Origin of the sequence: Pseudomonas danubii, from assembly GCF_042980055.1 — a bacterium.
GTDB classification, from domain to species: Bacteria; Pseudomonadota; Gammaproteobacteria; order Pseudomonadales; family Pseudomonadaceae; genus Aquipseudomonas; species Aquipseudomonas danubii.
This window is the reverse complement of sequence record NZ_CP116502.1, coordinates 5239387-5264790: the sequence shown is the minus strand read 5'-3', so window position 1 is coordinate 5264790 and position 25404 is coordinate 5239387. Positions and strand designations below refer to the sequence as shown.

At 60.2% G+C, this 25404-nt stretch carries 22 protein-coding genes; 13 read left to right on the top strand and 9 right to left on the bottom strand.

Features of this window, described 5'->3' with window-relative positions:
• Positions 1-211 precede the first annotated feature (211 nt).
• The 3 genes from PFZ56_RS23740 to PFZ56_RS23730 all read right to left on the bottom strand — a co-directional run bounded on the left by PFZ56_RS23740 (position 212) and on the right by PFZ56_RS23730 (position 3214).
• Positions 212-1276: an FAD-dependent oxidoreductase gene (locus tag PFZ56_RS23740; protein ID WP_346010625.1), complete on the bottom strand. Its 1065-nt coding sequence runs from the start codon at positions 1274-1276 to the stop codon at positions 212-214.
• Between the two features lie 139 nt (positions 1277-1415).
• Positions 1416-2957, bottom strand: a complete 1542-nt coding sequence (locus PFZ56_RS23735) for an MFS transporter (RefSeq protein ID WP_170004101.1) — start codon at positions 2955-2957, stop codon at positions 1416-1418.
• A complete protein-coding gene (locus tag PFZ56_RS23730) occupies positions 2954-3214 on the bottom strand; it encodes a hypothetical protein (protein WP_170004103.1) in 261 nt (86 codons plus the stop codon). Before PFZ56_RS23730 ends, PFZ56_RS23735 begins: the two co-directional genes overlap by 4 nt.
• A gap of 104 nt (positions 3215-3318) precedes the next feature.
• Here PFZ56_RS23730 and PFZ56_RS23725 point away from each other — a divergent pair, with 104 nt between their 5' ends.
• The 3 genes from PFZ56_RS23725 to PFZ56_RS23715 all read left to right on the top strand — a co-directional run bounded on the left by PFZ56_RS23725 (position 3319) and on the right by PFZ56_RS23715 (position 6562).
• Positions 3319-4200 (top strand): LysR family transcriptional regulator, encoded by an 882-nt coding sequence (locus PFZ56_RS23725; protein WP_170004105.1) that lies wholly within the window; start codon positions 3319-3321, stop codon positions 4198-4200.
• A gap of 75 nt (positions 4201-4275) precedes the next feature.
• A complete protein-coding gene (locus PFZ56_RS23720; protein WP_110596714.1) occupies positions 4276-4653 on the top strand; it encodes a VOC family protein in 378 nt (125 codons plus the stop codon).
• A gap of 346 nt (positions 4654-4999) precedes the next feature.
• On the top strand, positions 5000-6562 hold the full coding sequence (locus tag PFZ56_RS23715; protein WP_110596715.1) for a TerC family protein: 1563 nt from the start codon (positions 5000-5002) through the stop codon (positions 6560-6562).
• A gap of 76 nt (positions 6563-6638) precedes the next feature.
• Here PFZ56_RS23715 and wecB read toward each other — a convergent pair whose 3' ends face one another.
• Positions 6639-7790, bottom strand: a complete 1152-nt coding sequence (gene wecB / locus PFZ56_RS23710) for a non-hydrolyzing UDP-N-acetylglucosamine 2-epimerase (RefSeq protein WP_170004107.1) — start codon at positions 7788-7790, stop codon at positions 6639-6641.
• A gap of 293 nt (positions 7791-8083) precedes the next feature.
• On the opposite strand from wecB, the gene PFZ56_RS23705 reads away from it, so the two are divergent.
• Positions 8084-8551 (top strand): DUF6368 family protein, encoded by a 468-nt coding sequence (locus tag PFZ56_RS23705; RefSeq protein ID WP_170004109.1) that lies wholly within the window; start codon positions 8084-8086, stop codon positions 8549-8551.
• Between the two features lie 118 nt (positions 8552-8669).
• On the opposite strand, the gene PFZ56_RS23700 is transcribed toward PFZ56_RS23705, so the two are convergent.
• Positions 8670-9242: a type 1 glutamine amidotransferase family protein gene (locus tag PFZ56_RS23700; protein WP_102881515.1), complete on the bottom strand. Its 573-nt coding sequence runs from the start codon at positions 9240-9242 to the stop codon at positions 8670-8672.
• A gap of 436 nt (positions 9243-9678) precedes the next feature.
• Here PFZ56_RS23700 and PFZ56_RS23695 point away from each other — a divergent pair, with 436 nt between their 5' ends.
• The 3 genes from PFZ56_RS23695 to PFZ56_RS23685 all read left to right on the top strand — a co-directional run bounded on the left by PFZ56_RS23695 (position 9679) and on the right by PFZ56_RS23685 (position 12020).
• Positions 9679-11112, top strand: a complete 1434-nt coding sequence (locus PFZ56_RS23695) for an RtcB family protein (protein ID WP_102881514.1) — start codon at positions 9679-9681, stop codon at positions 11110-11112.
• Between the two features lie 136 nt (positions 11113-11248).
• Positions 11249-11428 (top strand): hypothetical protein, encoded by a 180-nt coding sequence (locus PFZ56_RS23690; RefSeq protein WP_134928841.1) that lies wholly within the window; start codon positions 11249-11251, stop codon positions 11426-11428.
• A 46-nt stretch (positions 11429-11474) separates the two neighbouring features.
• A complete protein-coding gene (locus PFZ56_RS23685) occupies positions 11475-12020 on the top strand; it encodes a hypothetical protein (protein WP_170004111.1) in 546 nt (181 codons plus the stop codon).
• 527 nt (positions 12021-12547) lie between these two features.
• On the opposite strand, the gene PFZ56_RS23680 is transcribed toward PFZ56_RS23685, so the two are convergent.
• On the bottom strand, positions 12548-12817 hold the full coding sequence (locus PFZ56_RS23680; RefSeq protein WP_170004113.1) for a hypothetical protein: 270 nt from the start codon (positions 12815-12817) through the stop codon (positions 12548-12550).
• A gap of 438 nt (positions 12818-13255) precedes the next feature.
• Between PFZ56_RS23680 and PFZ56_RS23675 the strand changes: the two genes are divergently transcribed.
• The 6 genes from PFZ56_RS23675 (at position 13256) to PFZ56_RS23650 (ending at position 20140) form a co-directional block, all read left to right on the top strand.
• On the top strand, positions 13256-14458 hold the full coding sequence (locus PFZ56_RS23675) for a hypothetical protein (RefSeq protein ID WP_170004115.1): 1203 nt from the start codon (positions 13256-13258) through the stop codon (positions 14456-14458).
• Positions 14397-16172, top strand: coding sequence for a hypothetical protein (locus PFZ56_RS23670; protein ID WP_170004116.1), 1776 nt, complete (start codon positions 14397-14399; stop codon positions 16170-16172). The genes PFZ56_RS23675 and PFZ56_RS23670 overlap by 62 nt, the downstream gene beginning before the upstream one ends.
• 349 nt (positions 16173-16521) lie before the next feature.
• On the top strand, positions 16522-16911 hold the full coding sequence (locus tag PFZ56_RS23665) for a RidA family protein (protein ID WP_102881511.1): 390 nt from the start codon (positions 16522-16524) through the stop codon (positions 16909-16911).
• A 164-nt stretch (positions 16912-17075) separates the two neighbouring features.
• The gene (locus tag PFZ56_RS23660) at positions 17076-17840 is read left to right on the top strand and encodes an IclR family transcriptional regulator (RefSeq protein ID WP_102881510.1); all 765 of its coding nucleotides are present in this window, start codon (positions 17076-17078) and stop codon (positions 17838-17840) included.
• A gap of 47 nt (positions 17841-17887) precedes the next feature.
• Positions 17888-19105 (top strand): amino acid deaminase, encoded by a 1218-nt coding sequence (locus PFZ56_RS23655; protein ID WP_170004118.1) that lies wholly within the window; start codon positions 17888-17890, stop codon positions 19103-19105.
• Positions 19106-19222: 117 nt separating this feature from the next.
• Entirely contained in the window at positions 19223-20140 is a 918-nt protein-coding gene (locus tag PFZ56_RS23650; RefSeq protein WP_123394470.1) for a sugar kinase, read from the top strand.
• 85 nt (positions 20141-20225) lie between these two features.
• Here PFZ56_RS23650 and PFZ56_RS23645 read toward each other — a convergent pair whose 3' ends face one another.
• From PFZ56_RS23645 to PFZ56_RS23635, 3 genes are all read right to left on the bottom strand, one after another.
• Positions 20226-20501: a peptidylprolyl isomerase gene (locus PFZ56_RS23645; RefSeq protein ID WP_011061856.1), complete on the bottom strand. Its 276-nt coding sequence runs from the start codon at positions 20499-20501 to the stop codon at positions 20226-20228.
• Positions 20502-20552: 51 nt separating this feature from the next.
• A complete protein-coding gene (locus PFZ56_RS23640) occupies positions 20553-23093 on the bottom strand; it encodes a PAS domain-containing sensor histidine kinase (protein ID WP_170004120.1) in 2541 nt (846 codons plus the stop codon).
• Between the two features lie 342 nt (positions 23094-23435).
• The gene (locus tag PFZ56_RS23635) at positions 23436-25391 is read right to left on the bottom strand and encodes an acetoacetate--CoA ligase (RefSeq protein ID WP_170004013.1); all 1956 of its coding nucleotides are present in this window, start codon (positions 25389-25391) and stop codon (positions 23436-23438) included.
• Positions 25392-25404: the final 13 nt, after the last annotated feature.

Below are 25404 nucleotides of genomic sequence, written 5' to 3'. Positions count from 1 at the left end.
CCGGGTGCAAAGTGGCGCTCAACCTAGCAAAGGGTGCGCAAAAACTAATATGGGATGAGTCTGGAAAGTCGCTTGAAATTTCCGGACCTGACTTTGCTGTCCGCAACCAGGAGCCAGGGATGGCTGAGCCACTCAGGTCATGACCCGGCTCAAGCTCACGGGTGGCTTGATTCGAAGAACGGACGCCCGATGACGAGCCCGCTGAACCCCGTCAGCCCAGACGTGCCGGGCGGCACGAGGCAAGCTCGGCAGAGCATTGGCCCAGCAGCAACTCCTGGCTGACCAGGCGGCCGACGGTGGGCGCCAGGGTCACCCCGGCATGCATCACCGCCAGGTACAGGCCCAGGTACTGCTGGCTCGGGCCAATGATCGGCAACTGATCACAGGGCATTGGGCGTTGACCGACCTCAACGCTGCGCAGCGCTATCTTCTCGGCGCCGCGGAACAGGCGGCGGATCGTGGCCATGGCTTGCTGCGCTATGGCCTCGGGCCCTTGAGGACCGCTGTCGTCGATGTAGTCTTCCGCCGCCAGCAGGCTGCCGTCCGCCGCTTCGCGAATCTCCAGCAGGCTGTTGGAAACCAGGGTCTTGACTAGGCCGCGCGGGGCATCGAAGCGGATCAGGATCGACGGCGAGGCCTGCACCGGCAGCTGGATTCCCAGGGGCGCCAACAGGGCAGGGGTGGCGCAGCCCGCTGCCAGGACGATGTGCTCGGCTAGGTAAGGCCCGGCCGCAGTGGTGATGCCGAGCACGCGCCGGCCCTCCACCAGCAACCCCTGTACCGGCGTCTGGGTAAGCACCCGGGCGCCGTGGGTCCGGGCCCCTTCGAGCAGCGTCTGGGTGGTGGCTACCGGGTCGAGGCTGCCTTCGCCGGGGGCGTACCGGGCTCGTTGCGGTAGTTCCTGCAGATTGGGTTCAAGTTCACCGATCCGGTCACGGTCGATCCAATGGGCGGACGACATCGGCCCCTGGGTATCGGTGTCTGTCGAGTCCGGGCCGGTTTCGGCATAAGTCAGTGCTCCGGTCCATTGAATCTGCAACTGGGGCAACTCCTGCTGCAGGCGTCGATAGTCCGCCAGCGCCAGGGAGCGCAGCGGCCGAGCGGCTGCCGGGAACTCGCCGTGGGGGTTGATCCAGGCAAAGGAATGGCGAGTGACCCCGGAACCGGGACTGGCTTGCTCGACCACCGTGACCTGCGCGCCCTGTCTGGCCAGGTGGTAGGCGATGGATGCACCGACGATGCCGGCACCGACCACAATCACGTTTGTAGGCTTCACACTGACCTCGTCTACTGAAGGCCGTACCTTAGCCGGCCATTTGTTGTTCAAGCCATTTGTTTATTGTTCTGAAATTGCAAGCAGCGGGCCGCTGCCCACCTTGGCGGCGGCCCAGAGAGCCAATCGGCATCCCCATGCTTCATTGGGTTTTCAGCACCAGGCCTTGGGCCTGGGGCAGGGGGTTGCGCATCAACCGGCCCACCACCAGGGCCCCAAGCAGGGCGAGAATGCCTGCCACCGTCAGTACCAACCCGAAGCCGCCGACAAAGGCTTGCTGGGCCAGGGGTTCAATCAGGGCGCGGGTGCTTTCCGGCAGGCTCGCCAAGGCGCCCTGCATATCCCCGGCCACCACCCGCGAGGCGATGTCCGGCGCCTGGGCCAGCCAAGGCCCGGGCACCTGGCTGAGGCTGCCTTGCAGCCGTTGCAGGGTATGGCTGGCCAACAGCGCACCGAACACGCCTATGGCCAGCATGATGGCGCTGAAGCGCATGGTGGTGCTCATGCCCGAGGCCATGCCGGTGCGTTCCCGGGGCACGCAGGCCATGATGTTTTTCTGCGTGTCGCCGTTGAGCAGGCCGGCCCCGGCACCGGTCACGGCAATCGCCGCCGCGAAGCTCAGGTAGCCCCCGGCATGCACCGCCCAAGCACTGAGCAGGTTGCCGCAGCCCACCAGGGTCAGCCCGGCGGCCATCAGGGCGGCGGGGCTGTAGCGCCCGGCAAGGCGGGCACCGATGCGTGGGCAGATCAGCATGGTCAGGGCAAAGGGCAGCATGCCCAGGCCTGAGGCAATGGCGGAGAAGCCCAGACCGTTCTGCAGGTAGAAGGGCAGCAGGGTCATCATCACCTGGGCACAGCCGGCGTAGGCGAACATGCCCAGCAGGGCGCCGATGAACCGCGGATGGCGAAACAGTTGCAGATCGACCATGGGCCGGCGTTGCAGGCGCTCGATCAGCACGAACAGCCCCAGCAGCGCCACTCCGGCCAACAGGCGGGTGGAGGTGGCTGGGTGGCTCCAGCCGATGCGGTTGGCTTCGATCAGGCCCCAGATCAGGCACAGCAGGCTGGCGCTGAAGGCCAGGCTGCCCCAGGGGTCCAGGCGCGCCGCCTGGGTATCCCGGGATTCCGGCACGTTGCGCAGCACGCTCCACAGCAGCAGGGCGCCTACCGGCAGGTTGAAGTAGAAGATCCAGCGCCAGCCGAAGTATTCGGTGATCAAGCCGCCGACCGTGGGCGCGGCGGTCATGGCCATGCCCATGCAGGCCCCCCAGAAGGCCCAGGCCTTGGCCCGCTCCACTTCGTCATGGAAGGTATGGCCGATGGAGGCCAGGGCCGAGGTTAGAAGCAGCGCCGCGCCCACGCCTTTGAGGGCCCGAGCGAGGTCCAGCAGCAGGGCGTTGGGGGCGGCGCCGCAACCCAGGGAGGCAAGGATGAACAGGCCGAGGCCGCAGAGCAGGGTCCTCTTGCGTCCGAAGCGGTCCGCCAGGCTGCCCGCCGGCAGCAGCAGGGCGGCGAAGGCCAGCATGTAGGCACTGACCACCCATTCGATATCGGCGAAGTTGGCCCCCAGGTCGCGGGCGATGCTCGGCAGGGCCACGGCGACGATGTTGGTGTCCAGGACGATCAGCGAGCAGACCCCGGAAGCAGTCAGCAGGGTCAGGCGGGGATTGATGAGGCGGCTCATGGCGCTGTCCGCCGACTGAGGATGGACAGTGCTGTCAGTTCGATGCTCGCCACCACCGGTACCCCGTCATCGAGGATGATCACTGCACAGGGGCAGCCTTTGGCCTGGGTGGTTTGCTGGCCGGACTTGAGCGGGATTGGGGGGCTGTTCAAAGGCAGGATTGCTTTGTGGGCAACGTTGGCTTGGATCTCTGCGGCCACGGCGCTCTGCAGGCAGCAGCAGGCGATCATTGCCAGAATCAGGGGTTTGACGCGCATGGCAAAGGCTCTCTACTGTGAAGGTCCGCTCAGCTTATCCCGGCCTTTGTGGGTCTTTGTTAGCTGCTGGCGGTCAGTTCGTTACCTTTGAGCTAATACCTTTTATGGAAATTCGTCACTTTCGCTACTTCCTGGCGGTGGCCCGGCAGCGCAATTTTACCCGCGCGGCCGAGCAACTGGGGATTGCCCCGCCGACCTTGAGCCGACAGATCCAGGACATGGAGAAGACCCTGGGCACGCGGCTGTTTTTGCGCCAGCAGCGCGAGGTCAGTCTCACCGAGGCCGGTGCCACTTTGCTCCTGGAAGCCGAAGCCACGGTTCGCCAGTTCGAGTTCGCCCAGCGCAACGCCCAGCGCGCCGGGCGCGGAGAGATCGGCCACATCGAGCTGGGCTATGTGGCCTCGGCGGTGTATTCCGGGTTGTTGCAGAAGCAGGTGCAGAGCTTCAGCCGCGACTGCCCGGACGTCAGCCTGAATGTGCGCGAGTGTCCGATGGCAACCCTGCCGGCGCGGATTGCCGACGGACGCCTGGACGTCGGCTACATTCGTTCGCCCATGACCCTGCCCGACGGCGTGGAGGCCATTCGCCTGGACGCCGAGGGGTTTGTCCTGGCGCTGTCCGCCGAGTCCTGGCTGTGCCGGCTGCCGCAGATCGCCTCCGAGCACCTGCTCAATGAAACCTTCATCCTCCCGGAGCAGATCAGCGGCACCTTGCAAGTGGCGGCCCAGGGGGCCTATGCCCCCAAGCTCGGTGCCCAGCCCGGCGGCCTGGTGGCGGTGCTGGCCCTGGTTTCCCTGGGGCAGGGCGTGGCGGTGGTGCCCGAATCGGTGGTGGGGCATTTGAGCCTGCCCCATGTGGTGTACCGGCCGATCGGCGGCAGTTCGGCGTCGTCCTGGCTGTCGCTGATTTACCGGCGTTTCGAGCAGGCCCCGGCGGTGGTGCGCTACATCGACCAGGTCAAGCGCGAGTACCGGCGTTCGGCCTGATACGGCATGTTCAGCGCTGCGCCCGGCGAGCATAATCCGCCGGGCTATTTTCTTCCTTCAGGAGCTGCGTCCTCGATGATCGACCAACTTGACCACCTGGTACTGACCACCATCGATCCTGTGGCCGCCGAGGACTTTTACGTTCGGGTGCTAGGTATGCAACTGCAAACCTTTGCCGGCGGGCGCAAGGCCTTCAAGTACGGCCAGCAGAAGATCAACCTGCATGTGCGTGGCCAGGAATTCGAACCCAAGGCCCACCTGCCGGTACCGGGGGCGCTGGACCTGTGCTTTATCGCCAGCGTGCCCCTGGAGCAGGTGATTGCCCATCTGCTGCAAGTCAACTGGCCGATCATCGAGGGCCCGGTGGCGCGCACCGGAGCCACGGGACCGATCCGCTCGGTGTACCTGCGGGACCCGGACTTGAACCTCATCGAGATTGCCGAGCGGGTGTAGGCGGTTTGAGGGGGTGTCCCGGATAAACTTTTGTAATGATTTCCCGCTGGGGAAAAGTGCCGCTGCCCCTGTAACCTCCAAGTCCGTTTTTTCACTCAGGACTTGCATGAACACGCTCTCGGAGCCCCCCAGTCGGCGCTCTTTCTTCGCTTTGCCCCATGACTTCTCGCGCCATCCGGCCCCATTGAGACGCAGACGCTCAGGCAATCATTCTCCCGGCCGCACGTCCCCGGCCTTTGCCACTTCCCGCACTGACCAGCCCGTCACCCAGGTTGCACCTGTCCTGCACCTTGGTGCTTCGTCGCGCCTGGCCGTTTGAATTTTCTGGAGAACTTGAGTCGTCGTTATGGAATGGATCGCAGACCCCACGGCCTGGCTTGGCCTTTTGACACTGATTATCCTGGAACTGGTGCTGGGCATCGACAACCTGGTGTTTATCGCCATCCTCGCGGACAAGCTGCCGCCGGAGCAGCGTGACCGCGCCCGTTTGATCGGGCTGTCCCTGGCATTGCTGATGCGCCTGGGCCTGCTGGCCAGCATCTCCTGGATGGTGACCCTGACCCAGCCGCTGTTCGAGGTGTTCGACAAGAGCTTTTCCGGCCGCGACCTGATCATGCTGTTCGGTGGTGTGTTCCTGTTGTTCAAGGCCACCATGGAGTTGCACGAACGCCTGGAGGGGCATGTCAGCCAGCGTGCCGGCAGTGCCACCTACGCCTTGTTCTGGCCGATCGTGGCGCAGATTGTGGTGCTCGATGCGGTGTTCTCCCTGGACGCGGTGATTACCGCCGTGGGCATGGTGGAGCATCTGTCGGTGATGATGATCGCGGTGGTGGTTTCCATCGGTGTGATGATCGTCGCCAGCAAGCCGCTGACCCGTTTCGTCAACGAACACCCGACAGTGATCATGCTGTGCCTGGGCTTTTTGATGATGATCGGCTTCAGCCTAACCGCCGAAGGCCTGGGCTTCCATATTCCCAAGGGCTACCTGTACGCGGCCATCGGCTTCTCGATTCTGATCGAGGTGTTCAACCAGATCGCCCGGGCTCGACGCAAGAAGTCCATGCAGGGCCTGCGCCCGATGCGTGAGCGCACGGCCTATGCAGTGATGCGCCTGCTGGGTGGCCGCAAGCTGGCGGCAGAAGAGGTGGGTGAGGAAATCGCCGATTTGCTGGAAGACGGTGATGCACCGAGCAGCGAGCTGTTCGACCGCCGCGAACGGGTGATGATCAGCGGCGTACTGCAGTTGGCGGAGCGGCCGATCCGTACGCTGATGACGGTGCGCGCCGAGGTCGACTCCATCGACCTCACGGACAGCCCGGAAAGCATCCGGACCAAGTTGATGCACTCGTCCTATTCGCGCCTGCCGCTGATTCGCGATGGTGCGGTGGATGAGCCGCTGGGCTTCGTGCACAAGAAGGAGTTGCTCAAGGAATACCTGGCCGGCAACGAGCCGAACCTTGAGCACCTGGCGCGCAAGACCATCAACCTGCTGGACAGTTTTTCGATCCTCAACGCCCTGGAACAGATGCGCAAGGCGTCGACCCACATCGCCTTCGTGATCAACGAGTTTGGTGACTTCATGGGCATCCTGACCATGACCGACATTCTCGAATCCATTGCCGGCGAGCTGCCGGATGCCAGCGAGGTCGAAGGGCCGGATGTGGTGGAAGACGAGGGTAGGTTCCTGGTCAATGGCGCCCTGAACCTGCCCCAGGTGCGCCAGCGTACCGGCTTTGGCGCCGAGCCTACCGAGGACTACCAGACCCTGGCCGGGCTGGTGATGAGCCTGCTGGACCGTCTGCCGGTCAAGGGCGACCGCTTGGAATGGGAGGGCTGGAACATTCAGGTGATGGCGGTGGAAGAGCGCCGCGTGACTCAGGTCCAGCTGTCTCGGCAGGTGCCTGCCTGACGGGAGAAGTCCTGGAGTTGGCGCTGCAAGGTGCTATGCCGTTGCGTGGCTTGAGCGCAGAGGTTCAGGCCCAGGTTCATGCCCTGTCACGCAGGGCTTTTGCCTCCAGCCAGGTGTACAGGCGGCGAGCGATGCGTTCACTGGCATGGCCGTCGCCATAGGGGCTGTGTACTCGGCTCATGCGGGCATAGAGCTCGGCATCGTCCAGCAGTTCGCTGGCATGGTGCACGATGCGTTCGCGGTCGGTGCCCACCAGCAACACGGTGCCGCCCTCTGGTTCCGGTGGCCGTTCGGTAACGTCCCGCAGTACCAGTAGCGGCTTGCCGATGGCCGGTGCTTCTTCCTGGATGCCGCCGGAGTCGCTGAGGATGAGGTGCGAGCGCCCCATCAGCCAGACGAAATGCTGATAGTCCTGAGGCGCTATCAGGTAGATGTTGGGCGTGTCCGAGAGCACGCCATAGACCGCACTCTGCACCTGCGGATTGAGGTGCACGGGGTACACGAATTGCACGTCCGGGTAGCGCCGGGCCAAGGTCGCCACGGCTTCGCAGATGTTGCGCAAACCGTCGCCGAAATTCTCCCGGCGATGGCCGGTAATCAGCACCATGCGCCGCTGGTGTTCCAGCACCGCCAGGGGCGAATCGGCGGCGGGGCGCCACTGGGTCTGTTGCTGGTGATGCCGCATCCACAGCAGCGCATCGACCCCCGTGTTGCCGGTGACCTCGATGGTGTCGGCGGGCACGTTTTCCCGCAGCAGGTTGGCCTGGGCCTCGGCGGTCGGAGCGAAGTGCAGGTCGGCGATGACTCCGGTCAGGCGCCGGTTGGCTTCCTCGGGCCAGGGCGCCCTGAGGTTGCCGGTACGCAGCCCGGCTTCGACATGGCCGATGGGCAACTGGCGGTGGAAAGCGGCGAGGGCGGCGATAAAGCTGGTGGTGGTATCGCCATGCACCAGGACGATGTCCGGTTGCAGGCGTTCGAAGGTGGTATCCAGATGGATTAGCAGTTGCTGCGAGAGGCCGTTGAGGGACTGGCCCTGGGTCATCACTTCCAGGTCTTTGTCGACTTGCAGCTCGAAGGAGTCCAGTACCTGCTTGAGCATGTCCCGGTGCTGACCGGTGGAGCAAATGTGCAGTTGCAGACCTGGCCAGTGTTTTAGCACCCTGGCCAGTGGCGCCATCTTGATGGCTTCAGGGCGTGTACCGAAAACCATCACGACTTTAAAAGGCATGTTCCCCTCCTTGGGTGCGATGCGATCGGAACGAAGGTTGAATCAAAGCAGCGGGAACTGCTCTTGTCCAGCCAGGGCGTTTGGGACAAATGCCTGGAGCTGGTTGGCGGTCAATGGCTCCAGGCGTTGAGTCGCATCAATGTGGCACAGGTTTTTGTACACGTCTGTTGCTGTCTGTATGCTCTCGGTCCGGTGAATGAAGTGATCTGCTCCGGGGCATCGGAGCGGATGCAATCCACCATGTCTTGCCGCTCCCTATCATGCGGAGGCGGTCCGCTGGAGAAAATCAATCAATGTCCGGGCCAACTGTCAGGGTGCTGTTGCCGCGCAAGATCGATGGCTTGGTCGAAAGCCTGGTGCGCGCCTGCTTGGCCGAGGTTGCGGATCAGCCCTGGGCGGGTAGGGGGGCGTTCTTTATCGAAGGCAGTCCCATGCTTTGCGCGCTGGGGGCCGACTATCCGGAGGAACTGGCGGAATATGCCGGGCTGGCCGGGGAGCTTGGATGGCTCCCTGAAGGCATCCTGAGCCTGGCGGCCATGGATAAAGACCAGTTGGATCACCAACGACTAGGACAGGCGGCGCTGACGTTGGTCCGTCGTCTGGATGGCGTGGTGGCCTTCTGTGCCAGTATCCATACCTACACTCGGGATGCCGAATTTCTGGCGGGGCTGGCGATCATCGAGCATGAGGGTGAGAGCATTTTCAGCGCCGCGGACTTTGCGGCTTGGTTGGGCCACCGGGATTTCCGACTGGTGAAATAGTCCACGGCTACATGCCCGCACTGTCGCCCCACCCACCACCTTCCGTAGGAGCTGGCTTGCCAGCGAAGGCGGCCGTGAGATCGCTTTCGCCGGCAAGCCGGCTCCTACAAGGGAGAGGTCAGATCTTCTGCTGGTGCTCGGCGGCATGCATGCCGAGGTAGGCGCGAAGGTTGTCGTCGTTGATGCCCAGGGTGCTGAGAATCTGCGCCATGAAACTCACCGGCGCGCTGCCTGGAGCGGTGATCACGCGCTGGTCCGCTACCGCGTGGGGCACATCCTGGTAGTGCGCGGCGCCGGCATAACCGACTGCCAGCAGGTTGGCCGCCGAATTGGAGGTGTGCTTCACCGCGTCCAGCACCCCGGCCCGAGCCAATTCGCGGGTGCCGTCGCAAATGCCGGCGATCACAAGGTGGCGTGCCTGGGCGGCGCGCAGCAGGTCGCCGATGTCCGGCGCCTTGTCGCTTTGCCAGACGCTCCCGCCGCAAACCATCAGTAGATCCACTTCGTCCAGACGAATGTCTTCCAACGCCAGGTCCGGGGTCACCCGCAGGCCGCCCATGGAGGTCACGATAGCGCCCTTGGGGGAAGCGTAACGGCAGTCGAAGCCATAGTAGCCACGGCCGGTGGCGTTGATCAGGGCGGTTTCCCAGTCGGCGAAGTTGTCGCAGATGATAGTGATGGCGCGGGTCATGGAGCTTCCTTGCTTGGGGCGATGAGCGGGTGGGGAGCGCCAGGGTAACCCGTTTTTGCCGGGCACCTGGAGAAGCTTTTACAGCTTTGGCGACAATCGCCGGCTTGGAGGAGCGATGGTCATCGCCGGCAATTGTCGTTGGCTTTCAACCAGCGAGCGGCCTTAGGATCCAGGGCAGATACTGGGTTTTGCGCTCGAGCAGGGCAAGGTGCCGCCGATCCATGCCAGCGTGTTTTACACGCCGTGGAAAGGCGGGCCGAAGCCACACTGACGTCACGTCGCCAGGCAGGCGCCTCGTCAAATAATTGCTCCCCGGCTCTTTACATCCACGCCGTCATTCCCCATTATCCGCGCCGTCTAAGTTTCGCTGCTGACCAGACAATTCCAGCCACCAAAAGGGTGGTTGTTTTGTTGCGTCCAAGAAAAGCAGTTGAAAATGACCAAGACTCCTCTGAAAAGAATTCAGCACAAGCTCGCCCGTTCCGGGGTGGCCATCGAACGCCTGAATTCCAATTCCCTCTCTATCTCTTCGATCAATGACGCCGGGCTCAAGGTGGATCTGCTGCTGCCCGATAGCTTTGCCATCGAAGAGAAAGCCATCCTCCAACTGATGGATTTCGCCAAGGTCGCCCACCCCCATGGCGGTGAAGTGAAGTGCGCCTGCGCCACGCCGGACTTTCACACCGGTAGCCCGATCCCGGTGGGCAGTGTGATTGTCACCAGCCACGACATGGTGGTGCCGCAAGCCATCGGCACCGACATCAATTGCGGCATGCGCCTGCACAAGCTGGGGCTGAACTACGAACAGTTCATGGCGCAGAAAGCCAAGTGGACCGCCCTGGTACGTGGTGATCTGCTGGAGGGTACGCGCAACATTCCCACCAGCCCAACGGCCATGACCGCGCTGTTTCAAGCGGGACTGGGGGACTTCTGGGCCCAGGTGCAGCAGCAGGACCCCATCGGGCTGTTCGCCGGGGCGGATTTCGCCCAATTGCAGCGAGAGCTGTCGGGCCTGCATGAGTCGTCGTTCGCCCGCGGCAGCGCCGACTATGCGCCGGAAGCCTTGCAGGACCGCTCGCGGAAAATCCTTCGCGACCCGGGCCTGGGCTCCCTGGGTGGCGGCAACCACTTTGTCGAGATCCAGGTGGTCACCGAGTTGGTGGATCGTCAGGCCTGCTTTGCTCAGGGCCTGTCCGTGGGGCAGGTGGTGATGATGATTCACACCGGCTCCCGGGACGTGGGCTTCTATGTGGGGCGACGCTGGATGGACAAGGCCAAGGCCCTCTGGCCAGAAGGGATCAAGCATCCCGACTCGAAGATCTTCGCCCTGTTCGGCGAGATGGCTGATGAGTACCTGCTGGCCATGCACAGCGCCGCCCATTACGCCGACGCCAACCGCGCGCTGATCGCGGAAATGGTCCGCCAGCGTACCCGGCAAGTGTTTGGCGCGGGCATCGAAGCGCCGCTGATTGTCGATGTGCCGCACAACATCGTGCTGCGCGAAGAGGGCGGCAATGTGCATCGCAAAGGCGCGACACCGGCCTATGCCGGGCAGCCGCTGCTGATTCCGGGAAGCATGGGGCATGACTCCTACCTGCTCACCGGGCTGGGCAATGAGCGCTGGCTGCGTTCGGCCAGTCACGGCGCCGGGCGCTCGATGTCGCGCAGCGAGATCGTGTTCAAGGCCAAGAAGGACAAGGCTTTCCTCGGCTTGCAGGGCGTTGAGTGCATCACCACCAAGGAAGAGCGGATGATCGAAGAGGCGCCAGGGGCCTACAAGGAAATCGGCCAGGTGATTCGTTCCCAGGTGGAAGAAGGGACGGTATCGGTGATGGCGCGGTTTTCGCCGATCTTGACCTTCAAGGCGTAAGCACGAAGGAGCTGTGGGGCGGGGATGGCTTTCGGGTTTGCCGTGCAACAGTGCGGCCGATACATTGTCGTCCCCCCGGCCTGGTCGTTCTGAGTGGTGCCGTTGAAGTTATCTGTGGAAGGGACGTCATCAGATCGTGAAGCGGGTTAAAAAAGCTGTTTGGTTTGTGTTGTGCATGGGGTCGATGCTCTCGATGGGCGCTGGTCTTTATCAATTCATGCTGCCTAAAGGTGATCCCAGCCTGGCGTTGATGCTGGTGCTGATTGCGCTTATTTCTGGTTTTTATCTGCGGCCGCAAAAGCCCAGGGCACGGTAGTTGCTCTGGTGGTTGCCTGTTTGTGGCCAAAGTCGGGTGCTCGATCATGAATCAAGATGAAAGTCTGAAGCGCGATGCTGTAGCGCCATTTACCGGAGCCAGCGAGTTCGTCGTCGACAAGTCCCCCCTTGTCGAACTGCTTGCCGTGCTTGCTCAGTGTGGCGAGGTGGTGTCCAGCTTCTTCAAGCCAGATCCCTCAATCAAGGCGTTGGATGAGAGAGCGCGACTGGCCGAGTTTCTGGAGCGTTTCAGCAACCTCGCCAGGTCGACGGCTATTGGGCGGATTGAGCCTGAGTTCGGGCCCTTTTCCATGCTGAATCGATACGAGTTCGAGGGCTCGTTGCTGGCGGTGGTGCTGCGGGGCGGGTGTCATCACGCGCCCCGTGGGTTGAGCCTGGCCGACGCTCGGAAGTTGGTGGGGGAGGCGCTGGAGGCGGTGTTTCCGGCTCCGTTTTCCGAGCTGGTGGTGTATCGGTTCGATAGTTCCGATTGGTCTGAGTTGACCAGGGATTCGACTATTTCTTCTGCCTATGTCGCCTGCCAGGGGGCGCGGAATCTGTGGTGGGTGTTGTGCGTTGCTGACTTTGATTGATGGCTTGTGGGTGCCAGGCTTTTTATACAGGCGCTGGCTTTTCAGCGAAGGCGGCATCGAGGATGCCGGTGGATGGTGTGGCGCAGGTAGCGGTTGCTAAGGTGGTTCTCGTGCGCTTGTTGTGGTTGCGACCTCTGTGGCAAGGGAGCTTGCTTTCGGTCGATCCTCCGTAAACCTGATTCTCCGATTTACTAGGTGTGCATATCCATTCCTGCGGTCACGGCCGCTGGCGGTTTCGCTCTTACAGCGACTCACTTTTGAAGAGCGCAAAAGGTGAGCAAAACGCTCTGCCCCTCCACTCGGTGCCTCGCCTAGGCTCGGCATGCCCGAACGAAGGCATTGATCCGTGGGCCGCCGCCACCGGCCATCCATGGCCGGGTGGCGGCTAACCCGGCATCCCTGCCGGGTTACCCACGGCTCAATGCCTGCGTTCGGCCATCGTGGTTAACGGGGCTAACAGATCAAGATCAAAAGCCAAAGCAAATCTGAGCCGAGCAAAGCAGGAGCCTTGGCGGTGCTTTGGGTTACTACTCCGGCAGTTGCAGCGCTTGTTGTTCCGCTACCTGCAATACATCGCAGCCGTCCTGCAATAACAGGGTCGCCACGCTGGAGAAGCGCTGCAGGTCGAGGTGATCGGCGTGGCGGCTGGTCATGTCGGTAAGGCTGTCCAGCATGTCCCGGGCAGCGCGGATACGCAGGCCGGCGTAGGTCAGCAGGTCGAGCAGCGGCGCTTGTGGGTTGATGAAGGCGACGGGGTGGTCGGTGGCACTGGAGGAAGTGAACGGTTGGTAATCCATATCAGTGACGCTCCATAACTTAGGTAGCTACCACCAATCGCGGCCAAGCGAAGCAGGGTGGCAACTGTACGCGGGTTGGCCGACCGGGCCTAAGCATCCCGGCACACCCGAAGGTGTCCCACGCACAGTCGCCATAACACGAACGTGCGAGCGCAAAAAAAGCGCTTGCCTTGTTATGGGGAGCGCCTGTGCGCTTAGGATGCTGACGGCCAAGTCAGGTCGCTGAATTGGCAGCGACGGTGGGAACTATAGTGAGACAGAAGATATAGTGCAAGGAGGCTGCTCTGGCAAAATCAGATGGATTTACTTTTAGCTTGAGTGTTTCGATACTTTTGTTATTGTGAGCCGGTTTTCTGTATGTTGCTCTATGTTGGTTTAATATTGTTCCGTGTTTGAATTGGTTTTCTGAACTCGATTGGCTGGGCAAATGGAGGAAGTATGTTTCATAAAATAGCGCAACCTAAAGTAAGGTGTACTTCTATAATGATAGATATGCCTGCAAGAGAATACTTGGCTCTTGTTGATGATGTCTATCGTACAAAGCAAGGCGGTATTGTAGGGCAGCGCGCTGCTTTAAAAACAAAAACTGCAAAGACTATACGTGATCGTATGGTGGTAGATATATTGAAGGGTGTTTCTCTGCCTCCGTTGGTGGTTGGTGTTTTAGTTGACAGTGTTGCATATAAAGCTGCGCTTTTAGATGTTGAAAGTCGTGAAGATTTCAAAAAGTTTCTTGATGAGCTTGGGGATGCTGAATTATCAATAATTGATGGTATGCAGCGTACAACTGCAATACATGAAGCAATTGAGGGGGATGTTGATGCCGGTGTGAGTGATGTTAGGGTTGAGTTTTGGATTTCTGAAGGGGCTAATAGCCTAATATATAGGATGCTTGTGCTAAATACGGGGCAAGTCCCATGGGACATTGCTAGGCAGCTTGAGGCGGTTTATAGGCCTCTTTTAAAGCAAGTTGAGGGGGCGGTCGAAGGGGCTGTAAGTTTTCTTTCTAGAGATGATGGGCGTCGCTCAAATTTGTCAGTCAATATATATGAGACAGAAGATGTTGTAGAGTTGTTGCTTATTTTCTCTTCAAGAAAGAGAGAACTTAATTTGAAGGATCAGATAGCTCAAGATTTTGTCAGGTTGGATATGATTGAATCATCATCGCATGTTGATCTAATTAGGTATTTTAGTGAGGCTTTAATACTGCTAAGTGAGCTGAATTTTGCTATGGCTACATATGAGGCTGGTCCATCACATGTTGGAAGTTTGACCAGGTATGTTGCTGGGAAGGAAGTGTTTCGTGGCTTTCCTGCAAAAGCAGGATTTATTGCGGCACTATCTATTTTTCTTTTTGATAAGCCTGGTTTTGATACTGACTGGGATGCTGTTGAGTCAAAATTTGAAGTGGTGAAAGCTAATGTTAATAAATTGATTGATAAGATAAAGGAAGCCCAGACTCCAGAGGAAAAAGAGCTTATTTTAAAGCTTGAGGATTTAGAGGAAAGAATTGCTAAGCATCGAGTGGGAGCCTCTCAAGTTGGCCGCTTTGAGCGAGAGTTTTTTGAGAAGGCGTTTAGTGTTCTTTTTGAAGACTCTGACAGGATTAAGAATTTCCAAGCGTGCTGGTTGGCATACTGAAATGGCAGTGGACTGGAAGCACTATATCTCAGTTGTTACGGAGAAACTTAAAGTTTTTTTACCTCTTGGTTGTGGGCAAGAGTTGATTACGAGTGCTGTTAGTGAGGAGCGTAAAGTTGCTGCTGGATTAGTTGAGACACTTAGGTTTAAAGAGGGAGGGGATGTTTATTTTGGTGTTGAAGGGTTTTTGGTTTTTCTCTGTGCTGAAGATAAGAAGTATGCAGCTGTGTTTCGTAGGGATATTGAGTCGGCGTCTGATTTATGTGCGGCTGTAGGTGAGTTTTCAAAGAGGCATAATATGCCATGTTTGGAGTTCACTGATGCGCATTTTTTATTTCTTATTGACTCTTTGGATCTTCCACTGCGTACAAGCTTAGATGTTGCGGTTTTAAAAGGATCAGTTGATCTTTCCAATAATAAAAGAGCTGTTCTGGATTTTGATATTGCCAAGAGATGTTATGGTGATATTTTTGTTTGGGAGTTGGTGCCTGGTTTTGATGAAAGGATGCTCTTGGAACTTTTGATTTGCACGCCAGCCGGTGAGTTAAATCTTTCGTGGATGGCGAAGAGTTTTGATTTCGGGTTTAAGAGAGCTGTTGGTGTTTTTTCTAATGTTTTTGATATTGGAAAGTTGTGTAAGTCGCTTGTGCGTCCTGTGGAGGCTGCTACAGATTTGATTGTTGAGTCGGCTTCAATTGGGTTGTCGAGAGTAGAGTATCTTGTCAGCGCTTTGAAAAATTATAATATGCCAGAGCAGGATGTGGTTTTTGGGGTGGGGGGGGGAGTATGTTTTGCCTTTGAAGGCGGAGGTCGTAAATTTATTGCACTTTCTCTGCGCAATTTTCATGATGATGAAATTCATAAAATATGCTCGCAGATGGCTGAGCTTAAAGCTTATGAAGAAAATTTGACAATTGAGTGTGTGCTTTCATTTTTTTATAATTTTGATGGGCTTTTTGATCTTTCTCCTGGTTATTTGAATCAGCCTAAAAGGATTGTAGATGAGTTGGACTTAAGCGAGATGTTTAAGGTTGATTTTAAAGATTTGTTTAGGTTGTATGAGGATCTTCGTATTTTCGATATTAGTAATGCGGTTGATCTCTCTCCCTGGAAGGTTCTTTGCCATTTGGCTGTAAGGTTTCGTCGCGCAAGATCTGCCTTTATACCTGATTCTATTGCGAGCTTAGCGCACAGATTGAGTGATCTTAGTTATGTGCCGCATGAAAATATTTATCTTTCACTATCTGCGAGTCACTGGAAGCATAGCTTTCTGGAAGTCTATAGGGTCGTGGAAGGGTTGTATTATTTTGGCTGGATGCATAGTTTAAAAAAAGCATTGAAAAGCACTTTGACAGAGCATGAGCTTTCCCAGCAGTGTAAAGAGTCTGCGGCTTGGGCTCACAAGGAAAAGGCATCAATTTCGAAGCTCTTTGAACTTGTTCCTGTTGTGGCGATGGAAGCCTGTAATCCTTCGGAGATCTCTTGTGTCAAGGAGAAACTGAAGGGTAAGCAGGGCGATGAGTTTATGCGTGCACTTTCAGGAGTTATTTACTCGATTCGCAATTCAAATGTTCATCAGGGTGCACATGCTACCGATGAGTTTATTGAGATTACTGCTGGATGTTGGCCAAAATTAACTGGTTGTTTATTTTTGGTGGCTGAATATTTTTATTGTAATTACAGTTCGGGTATGCCAAGCAGAGATGATGTTTAATAAAGTAGGTTTGTAGGTGTTAGCCGATTCAGTTCGGCTTTTTAGGCTGGATGTTTTGAAAATTTATTGCTGTTTATTAGTGTATTTCGGTTTGATAGGGTGTCGGCGTCGCTAATGCGTATTTATTTTTAGTTGAATTTAATCTTGCTTAGGTTGTGTGCTAAAGATTTTTAATCTTTATGTCTTTTATGTCGCTAATCCTTCGGTTCTTAAAATCCTGTGCCCTTCAGGAGTTTCCTGTGGCACACTTTTGGTGTTTTTTCCGTTATCTAGAAATAAAATCCGCTATAGCGGATTTTTTACTTTCTTTTTCTATACATCGCTGCTCTTTCAAGTAGGAGAATTCCCCATGAGCATCACCCGTTACGGCACCGGCAGCACCGCAGGCGGTGGCCAGCCGCGTCCTTTCGCTCGCGCCGTCGAAGCCGATGGCTGGCTGCATGTATCCGGCCAGGTGCCGGCGCTGGATGGCGAGATCATTCACGGTGGGATCGTCGAGCAGACGCATCAGACGATGCGCAATCTGCTGGCCATTCTCGAAGAGGCCGGGTACGGCCTGGAGGATGTGGTGCGGGTTGGCGTGTGGCTGGAAGACCCGCGGGATTTCTGGAGTTTCAACAAGGTGTTCGGCGAGTACTTCAAGCCCGAACACGCGCCGGCCCGGGCCTGTGTGCAGGCCAGCATGATGGTGGACTGCAAGGTCGAGATCGATTGTGTGGCCTACAAGAAGAAGCCTTGAGTGCGCTTCTGTAGCCGCTGCCGAGCCTGGGCGAGGCTGCGATCGACCGCAACGCGGGCGCAGGGTGATGAGATCGCTGCGGCCCCTGCGACGGCGTGTCGCTCAGGGCGTTCGCAGCCTGCGGCAGCGGCTACAGGGATTGTGTTTTGCATAGGGGTGGGTAGATGACTGAAGACAGCATCAAGCGCCGGGCCAAGGGCCTGGATCGGGCGTTCGATATTCTCGATTTCCTCAAGGAGATCGGTCAGCCGCTGCGGCCCAACGATATCGCCAAGGGCATTGGCAGTCCCAAGTCCACGGTTTATGAGTTGGTGGCGTCCTTGCTGGAGCGGCGGGTTCTGGAGCCGGTGGGCAAGGACGGTCATGTGTATCTGGGCCGCCAGCTGTATTTTCTCGGGCAGGCTCATTTGCGCCATTTCGATCTGAGCCGCGAGGCTGATCAGGCGTTGCAGGAAATTGTCAGTCAGACCCGGGAAACCGCGCAGATGTGCCTGCTCAACGGGCGCAAATACACCGTGGCGCTGATGAAGGAGGGCGAGCGGAATTTCCGCATTACCTCGGACATTGGCGAGAATGCGCCGATCCCCTGGACCGCTTCCGGGCGGTTGCTGTTGGGGCATATGAGCGATGAGCAGATCGTCGAGATGATCGATGACCAGGACTTCATGCTGCCTAATGGTGAGCGGCTGCCGCTGGAGACCTTCCTCAAGGAAATCCGTCAGGCCACCGAGGAGGGGTTCTTTTCCTTCGACAGCGTCGCCGACACCTTCACCCATTGTTTTGCCGCGCCGGTACGCGATGAGCACGGGGTGTGCATCTGCACCCTGTGCATCGTCGCGCCCAGGGCCGATGCGCAGAGCCATTACCAGGACTATCGCCGGGTGCTGATCGACAGCGCCAACCGCCTGGCCCGGCGTATCAACGATTGATGACTTTGTCGCGGCTGTGCGCAGCCGCCTTGATAAGGAGTGCCAACATGTCTTCTGCTTTGAATCTGCCCCTGGTGGAAAAGGGCGCCGCTGCTATCGGCGCGAGTCTGCTGAGCGACGTCAGCCTGCCGGCCCTGGTGCTGCACCGCGAGGCGCTGGAACACAACATTCGCTGGATGCAGAAGTTTGTCAGTGACAGCGGCGCCGAGCTGGCGCCCCACGGCAAGACCAGCATGATGCCCGCGCTGTTTCAGCGGCAGTTGGACGCCGGCGCCTGGGGTATCACCCTGGCCACGGCAGTACAGACTCGCGCCGCCTACGCCCATGGCGCGCGCCGGGTGTTGATGGCCAACCAACTGGTGGGGGCGCCGAACATGGCGCTGATCGCCGAGCTGTTGGCGGACGCGGATTTCGATTTCTATTGCATGGTGGATCACCCGGACAACGTGGCCGATCTGGGGGCGTTTTTCGCCCAGCGTGGCGTCACCCTCAAGGTGATGATCGAGTACGGAGTGGTGGGCGGTCGTTGCGGTTGCCGCAGCGAGCAGGAAGTACTGGCCCTGGCCAAGGCGATCCAGGCGCAGCCAGCTTTGGCGTTGTGCGGTATCGAAGGTTACGAAGGGGTGATCCACGGCGACCAGGCCATCAGTGGCATTCGCCAGTTTGCCGATTCCCTGGTGCGTCTGGCGGTGGATCTGCACAACGATGGTTTGTTTGCCATCGAGCGGCCGATCATCACGGCTTCGGGTTCGGCCTGGTACGACCTGATCGCCGAGTCCTTCGAGACCCATAACGCCAAGGGGCGTTTCCTCAGCGTGCTGCGTCCGGGCAGTTATGTCGCCCATGACCACGGTATCTACAAAGAGGCTCAGTGCTGTGTGTTGGATCGACGCAGTGATCTGCGCGAAGGCCTGCGTCCGGCGATGGAGGTCTGGGCCCATGTGCAGTCGCTGCCGGAGCCGGGCTTTGCGGTGGTGGCCCTGGGCAAGCGCGATGTCGCCTATGACGCTGGCTTGCCGGTGCCGCTGCGGCGTTACCGCGCGGGAGCCGAGGCTGGTGCCGGTGATGATGTCGCGGCGTGCAAGGTGACGGCGGTGATGGATCAGCACGCGTTTCTCACCGTGGCGCCGGGAGTGGAGCTGCGTATTGGCGACATCATTTCCTTTGGTACATCGCACCCGTGCCTGACCTTCGACAAGTGGCGCACCGGTTTGCTGGTGGATGAGCGCCTGCAGGTGATCGAGAGTCTGGAAACCTGCTTCTGAACGTAGCAGCCGGCCCGCCGACGAACAGACCCTGGGTTAGGGCGCAACTCTGAGGACGCTTTCGTTGGCAAGCCAGGTTCTACAAGGTGGTGTGTGCTTTGAGGAGAGGTCAAGAATATGAACGGGAAGCAGCGCATTGCCGCCATTGGCGAATGCATGATCGAGCTGCAACAGCGTCACGACGGCAGTCTGCAACAGAGCTTTGGTGGCGATACCTTGAACACTGCGGTGTATCTGTGCCGGGAGCTCGGGCAGCAGGCGCAGGTGGATTACGTGACTGCCTTGGGCTACGACAGCTTCAGCGATGCCATGTGCCAGAGCTGGGCGCAGGAGGGTATCGGCCTGGGAAAGGTTCAGCGCCTGCCAGGGCGTTTGCCGGGGTTGTATTGCATTCAGACCGATGCCCGGGGGGAGCGGCGTTTTCTGTATTGGCGCAATGAGGCGGCGGTACGGGACTGCTTCAACACCGCGGCGGCGGGGCCGATCCTGGCGGACTTGTGCGATTACGATGTGTTGTATTTCAGCGGCATCACCCTGGCGGTGCTCGGGGAGGTGGGACGCAAAAAGCTGATTGACCTGCTGGTGGAAGCGCGCATCCGTCGGGCGCAGATCGTGTTTGACAACAATTATCGGCCAAGGCTCTGGGCCTCGGTGGAGCAGGCGCGAGCGGCCTATCTGCAGGTACTGGAGCATGTGGACCTGGCGCTGTTGACCCTGGAGGACGAGCAGGCACTGTTTGGCCATGACTATGCCCATGGCGTGTTTGCGGCTTACCCGAACATTGCCGAGGTGGTGGTCAAGCGCGGGGCGGATTCGTGCCTGGTGCGTTGCGGCGGCGAGAGTCATGAGATACCGGCGCTGCCAGTGGCGCAGGTGGTGGACACCACGGCGGCGGGAGACTCCTTCAGCGCGGCTTATCTGGCCTGTCGTTTGCGCGGCGGCAGCCCGGTGCAGGCCGCAGAGGCCGGGCATCGATTGGCGAGTCGGGTGATTCAGCATCCCGGGGCGTTGCTTCCCCGGGAGCCCGCGTTGTAGGAGCCGGCTGGCCGACGAACAGGCCTTTGCCGGTTGCGGGCGCTTTGGCTGGCACGCCAGCTCCCACAGAGCGGGGCTTGAGTGGTCAGTCGCGGAAGAACACCTGCACCAGGTGATAGCCGAATTTGCTCTTGATCGGGCCGTGCACGGTGCGCAGGGGCTTCTTGAAAATCACCTGATCAATGGCGCCGACCATCTGCCCCGGACGCACTTCCCCCAGGTCGCCGCCGCGCTTGCCCGACGGGCAGGTGGAGTATTTCTTGGCCAGCACGTCGAAGGCTTCGCCCTTGGCGATGCGCTGCTTGAGCTGCTCGGCTTCTTCGGCGGTTTTCACCAGGATGTGGCGGGCTTGGGCTTTCATGATGGCGTGACCTTGTAGCGGGAAATCGGCGGCCGCGGATTATGCCTGAATTCAGGACTCGCGGCCGATCATCTGGCGAATCTTCTGCGCCAGTTCTTCGATGGAAAACGGCTTGGCCATCAGGTCCATGCCCGGCTCCAGAAAGCCCTGGCGCTCGGCGGCCTTTTCCGCGTAGCCGGTCATGAACAGTACCTTGAGCCCCGGGCGCTGTTGGCGGGCGATTTCCGCCAGTTGTCGGCCGTTCATGCCCGGCAGGCCGACGTCGGTCACCAGCAGGTCGACGCGCAGTGGCGACTCCAGCAACGGCAGGGCGCTGCGTGCATCCTCGGCCTCAATGGCGCGGTAGCCCAGTTCGCTGAGGACGTTGAGCACCAGCATGCGCACCGCCGGGTCGTCCTCCACCACCATCACGCTTTCCCCGGCCATGGCCTGGGGCGCCTCGCTGCTGCCCGTGGGTTGCAGCGGTTCCAGGGGCGCGCTGTGCAGGCGCGGCAGGTACAGGCGCACACAGGTGCCCTGGCCCGGCTCGCTGCTGATGGTCACGTGGCCGCCGGACTGCTGGGCAAAACCATAGATCATCGACAGCCCGAGGCCCGTGCCCTGGCCGATGGGCTTGGTGGTGAAGAAGGGGTCGAAGGCCTTGGCCAGAATCCGTGGGCTCATGCCGGCGCCGTTGTCGCTGACCCCCAGCATCACGTAGTCGCCGGCCTTGACCGGCTCCAGGGTGCTGATGTCGCTGCCGTCGAGGTAACTGTTGGCGGTCTCGATCAGCAGTCGGCCGCCGTCGGGCATGGCGTCGCGGGCGTTGATCACCAGATTGAGCAAGGCGTTTTCCAGCTGGCTGGCATCGGTGTTTACCGGCCACACCTCGTCCGCCAGTTGCATCTGCAGCTGGATGTGTTCGCCCTTGGTGTGGTTGAACAGCTCCTGCAGCGAGCGCACCAGCTGGTTCGGGTCCAGGGGCTGGCGGTCCAGGGACTGGCGTCGGGAGAAGGCCAGCAGGCGGTGGGTCAGGGACGCGGCACGTTTGGCCGAGGACATGGCGGCTTCGGTGAAACGACCGATCTCATCGCTGCGGCCGTTGTCGATGTAGCGCTGCATCAGGTCCAGACTGCCGATGATGCCGGTGAGCATGTTGTTGAAGTCGTGAGCGATGCCGCCAGTGAGCTGGCCCACAGCCTCCATCTTCTGCGCGTGGCGCAGGGCGTCCTCGGCGCGCTCGCGCTCGAACATTTCGTTCTGCAGGCGCTGGTTGACGGCGGCCAGCGCCTCGGTGCGGCGGTTGACCCGTTCTTCCAGGGTTTCGTTGAGGTTGCGCAGAGCCTCCTCGGTCTGTCTGCGCTCGGTTTCATCGATAACGAAAATGTAGAAACCGTTGATGGCACCGTCGGCGCCATGGCGGGGCAGGTACTTCATCAGGGCATGGCGCGGGCGGCCGTCGCGGTGGGGCGAGTTGGCTTCGAAGCTGCAAGGCTTGCCCGCCAATGCGGCGGCAATGTTCTCGGCGCGGGTGGCGTAGATCTCGTCGCCCACCACTTCGCGGATGGTCTTGCCGTACAGCTCCTGCGGGGTCAGGCCGTACCAGTCCAGATAAGCGCTGTTGTTCAGGCGAAAGCGCTCTTCGCGGTCGACATAACCGATCAGCACTGGCATGGCGTTGATGATCAGTTGCAGTTCGGTCTGGCTCTGACGCAGTGCTTGCTCCATCTGCTTGCGCTCGGTCAGGTCCAGGGCGGCGCCGAGAAAGCGCGTCGGTCGGCCGTGGTGATCCTTGTAGCAGCGACCCCGGGCGAACACCCAGCGCACCTGGCCGTCGGCCAGTTGCAGGCGGTATTCCTCGGCGTATTCGCTGCCCTGGGTGATGCAGTGCTTGATGCTCCGGGCCACCATGGCCCGGTCTTCCGGGTGCACGCCTTTGAGGTACTCACTGATGGGCAGTTGTCGGGATCGCTGCGGGTCGACGCTGTGCAGCTGGGCAAAATGGGTATCGGCGATAAAGCGATCTTCGCCAATGTCCCAATCCCAGGTGCCCACCGCATCGGTGGCCGCCAGGGCCAGTTGCAGGCGCTCCTCGGTCTCGTGCTGGGCCCGCAGGCTGTCGTCGGAGCGCTGCTGCAGTTCGAGGGCGATGCGCCGGCGCTCGTTGGTCTCGATGGCGGTCACCAGGATTCCGGCAACGTCGCCGCGTTCATCGCGGATCGGGCTGTAGGTCAGGTCCAGCCACAGGTCGTGTGCAGTGCCGTCGCTGCGTTGCAGGCTGAAGCGCTGCTCGCTGAAGCTGCGCACCTGGCCGTTGAGCACCGCGCGGTAGACCGGGTCGGTGAAGTCCATCAGCTCTGGCCAGATCAGGTGCGCCGGCTGGCCGAAGGCCTGGGGGTGCTTGTTGCCTGCCAGCAGGGCGAAGCCGTCGTTGTAGATCTGGGTCAGCTCGGAGCCCCACAGCAGCAACATCGGCATCGGCGAATGGATCACGATGTCCACAGCGGTACGCAGGCTCTGGGGCCAGTGGCCGGATTCACCGAGGGCCGTGGCGGACCAGTCCAGACGGGCTATCAGGTGGGCGGCTTCGCTGCCGGAGTGGGGGGCATTCATCTCGGGTGTGTCCTGGGCGCAGCGGTGTTACGCGGCAAGGTCATGGCTCGCGTACTGGAAAAGTCGCATGGACATGCCGTGCATATTCAAACGGATGGATTGTAGGTGTTTCTGGCGGGGTTATTTTCACCTGCTTTTGCGGCAGATGACCAGTCTAGAGGGGCTGAACGGTCTCTGTAGCCGCTGCCGCAGGCTGCGAACGCTCTGGGCGGCACTGCGTCGCAGGAAGCGCTGCTCTTGAGATCGCTGAAGGTCCTGCGGCCCTTTGCGCAGCCTCGCGGGCTCGGCAGCGGCTACAGGTCCTGCGTCGCGAAGGGCTGCGCCGGCGGTGGTTGGCCGTCGTCAGTGGCGCAATTCCTCGCGGTCGCGGAACTGCTCCAGGGCTTCGGGGTTGGCCAGGGCGTCGGTATTCTTCACCGGCAGGCCATGCACCACATTGCGCACCGCCAACTCCACGATCTTGCCGCTGATGGTCCGGGGAATGTCGGTCACTGCGAGGATCTTTGCCGGCACATGGCGCGGCGTGGTGTTGCTGCGGATCACCTGGCGAATCCGCTCCTGCAACGGCTCATCGAGCACCACGCCATCCTGCAGGCGTACGAACAGCACCACCCGCACGTCATGTTCCCAGCTCTGGCCGATGGCCAGGCTTTCCAGCACCTGTTCCAGCTTCTCCACCTGGCGGTAGATTTCCGCGGTGCCAATCCGCACTCCACCCGGGTTGAGCACCGCATCCGAGCGTCCGTGAATCAGCCAGCCGCCATGGGGCAGCTGTTCGGCGTAGTCGCCCTGGGCCCAGACCCCGGGAAACAGGCTGAAGTACGAGGCCTTGAGCTTGCTCTGGTCCGGGTCGTGCCACAGGCCTACGGGAATACTCGGAAAGTGCCGGGTGCACACCAGTTCGCCTTTCTCGCCGGTCACCGGCTGGCCCTGGTCGTTCCACACTTCGATGGCCATGCCCAGGCTCTTGCCCTGCATCTCGCCACGGCGCACCGGCTGGATCGGGTTGCCGGCGACGAAACAGGCGACGATGTCGGTGCCGCCGGACATCGAGGCCAGGCACAGGTCGTTTTTGATCTCGCGGTACACGTAGTCGTAGCTCTGTGGCGACAGCGGCGAGCCGGTGCAGAGCAGGGTCTTGAGGCTGTCCAGGCGGTGGCTGAGGCGCGGTCGGCTGCCGGCCTTTTCCTGGGCGGCCAGGTACTTGGGGCTGGTGCCGAAGACGCTGATGCCTTCGCTATCGATCAGGTCGATCAGGCGCTCGTTGGTGGGATGGAAGGGCGATCCGTCGTAGAGCACCAGGCTGGCACCGGTGGCCAGGGCCGAGACCAGCCAGTTCCACATCATCCAGCCGCAAGTGGTGTAGTAGAACAGCCGCTCGCCGGGCCCCAGGTCGGTGTGCAGGCCATGTTCCTTGAGGTGCTGCAGCAGCACCCCGCCAGTGCCGTGGACGATGCACTTGGGCACCCCGGTGGTGCCGCTGGAATAGAGGATGTACAGCGGATGGGCGAAGGGCACCGGGACGAATTCGGGTTCGCCGCCGGGCTGATAGAAGTCGTCCCAGAGGCTGATCCGGGCCTGGCTACGGTAGTCCTCGACCCGGGCTTGCGGACGGGCGTAGGGCACGATGAGCAACTGCTCCAGGGACGGCAGGCGCTCAAGGATCTCGTTGACCTTGGCGGTCTGGTCGATGTCCTTGCTGGCGTAGCGATAGCCGGCGCAGGTGATCAGCACCTTGGGTTCGATCTGGCCAAAACGGTCGATCACCCCCTGGGTGCCGAAATCCGGCGAACAACTGGACCACACCGCGCCGAGGCTGGTGCTGGCCAGCATGCCCACCAGGGTCTGCCAGGTGTTGGGCAGGCAGGCGGCAACTCGGTCGCCGAGGCCGACCCCGGCAGCCCGCAGGCTGCGTTGCAGGCCGGCGACCTGGGCCGCCAGTTCGGCGTAGGTCAGTGGTTCGCGCTCGCCGTTCTCGTTGATCGCCACCACCGCCACGGCGTCGTCCCGGCGCTTGAGCAAGTGCTCGGCGAAGTTCAGCGTGGCCCCTGGAAACCATTGGGCGCTGGGCATCTGCGGGCCTTCGCGCAGCACAGATTCAGCGGGTTGGTGAAAGCTGACCTCGAAGAAGTCGACGATGGTCTGCCAGAAGCTTTCTCGCTGGTCGATGCTCCACTGGTGCAGGGCGGGAAAGTCGGCCAGGTTGAGGTCGTGACGGTGGTTGACCAGGCGCCGGAAGGCTTCCATGCGGGTCTTGCTGATGCGCTCGGCGCTGGGTTGCCAGAGTATTTCGGACATGGGATGCCTCTTA

Excerpts from the sequence above, each read along its gene's own strand:
- PFZ56_RS23735 (WP_170004101.1), bottom strand. The coding sequence starts at position 2,957 with ATGAGCCGCCTCATCAATCCCCGCCTGACCCTGCTGACTGCTTCCGGG.
- PFZ56_RS23730 (WP_170004103.1), bottom strand. The coding sequence starts at position 3,214 with ATGCGCGTCAAACCCCTGATTCTGGCAATGATCGCCTGCTGCTGCCTG.
- PFZ56_RS23725 (WP_170004105.1), top strand. The coding sequence starts at position 3,319 with ATGGAAATTCGTCACTTTCGCTACTTCCTGGCGGTGGCCCGGCAGCGC.
- PFZ56_RS23720 (WP_110596714.1), top strand. The coding sequence starts at position 4,276 with ATGATCGACCAACTTGACCACCTGGTACTGACCACCATCGATCCTGTG.
- PFZ56_RS23715 (WP_110596715.1), top strand. The coding sequence starts at position 5,000 with ATGGAATGGATCGCAGACCCCACGGCCTGGCTTGGCCTTTTGACACTG.
- wecB (WP_170004107.1), bottom strand. The coding sequence starts at position 7,790 with ATGCCTTTTAAAGTCGTGATGGTTTTCGGTACACGCCCTGAAGCCATC.
- PFZ56_RS23705 (WP_170004109.1), top strand. The coding sequence starts at position 8,084 with ATGTCCGGGCCAACTGTCAGGGTGCTGTTGCCGCGCAAGATCGATGGC.
- PFZ56_RS23700 (WP_102881515.1), bottom strand. The coding sequence starts at position 9,242 with ATGACCCGCGCCATCACTATCATCTGCGACAACTTCGCCGACTGGGAA.
- PFZ56_RS23695 (WP_102881514.1), top strand. The coding sequence starts at position 9,679 with ATGACCAAGACTCCTCTGAAAAGAATTCAGCACAAGCTCGCCCGTTCC.
- PFZ56_RS23685 (WP_170004111.1), top strand. The coding sequence starts at position 11,475 with ATGAATCAAGATGAAAGTCTGAAGCGCGATGCTGTAGCGCCATTTACC.
- PFZ56_RS23680 (WP_170004113.1), bottom strand. The coding sequence starts at position 12,817 with ATGGATTACCAACCGTTCACTTCCTCCAGTGCCACCGACCACCCCGTC.
- PFZ56_RS23675 (WP_170004115.1), top strand. The coding sequence starts at position 13,256 with ATGTTTCATAAAATAGCGCAACCTAAAGTAAGGTGTACTTCTATAATG.
- PFZ56_RS23665 (WP_102881511.1), top strand. The coding sequence starts at position 16,522 with ATGAGCATCACCCGTTACGGCACCGGCAGCACCGCAGGCGGTGGCCAG.
- PFZ56_RS23660 (WP_102881510.1), top strand. The coding sequence starts at position 17,076 with ATGACTGAAGACAGCATCAAGCGCCGGGCCAAGGGCCTGGATCGGGCG.
- PFZ56_RS23655 (WP_170004118.1), top strand. The coding sequence starts at position 17,888 with ATGTCTTCTGCTTTGAATCTGCCCCTGGTGGAAAAGGGCGCCGCTGCT.
- PFZ56_RS23650 (WP_123394470.1), top strand. The coding sequence starts at position 19,223 with ATGAACGGGAAGCAGCGCATTGCCGCCATTGGCGAATGCATGATCGAG.
- PFZ56_RS23645 (WP_011061856.1), bottom strand. The coding sequence starts at position 20,501 with ATGAAAGCCCAAGCCCGCCACATCCTGGTGAAAACCGCCGAAGAAGCC.
- PFZ56_RS23640 (WP_170004120.1), bottom strand. The coding sequence starts at position 23,093 with ATGAATGCCCCCCACTCCGGCAGCGAAGCCGCCCACCTGATAGCCCGT.
- PFZ56_RS23635 (WP_170004013.1), bottom strand. The coding sequence starts at position 25,391 with ATGTCCGAAATACTCTGGCAACCCAGCGCCGAGCGCATCAGCAAGACC.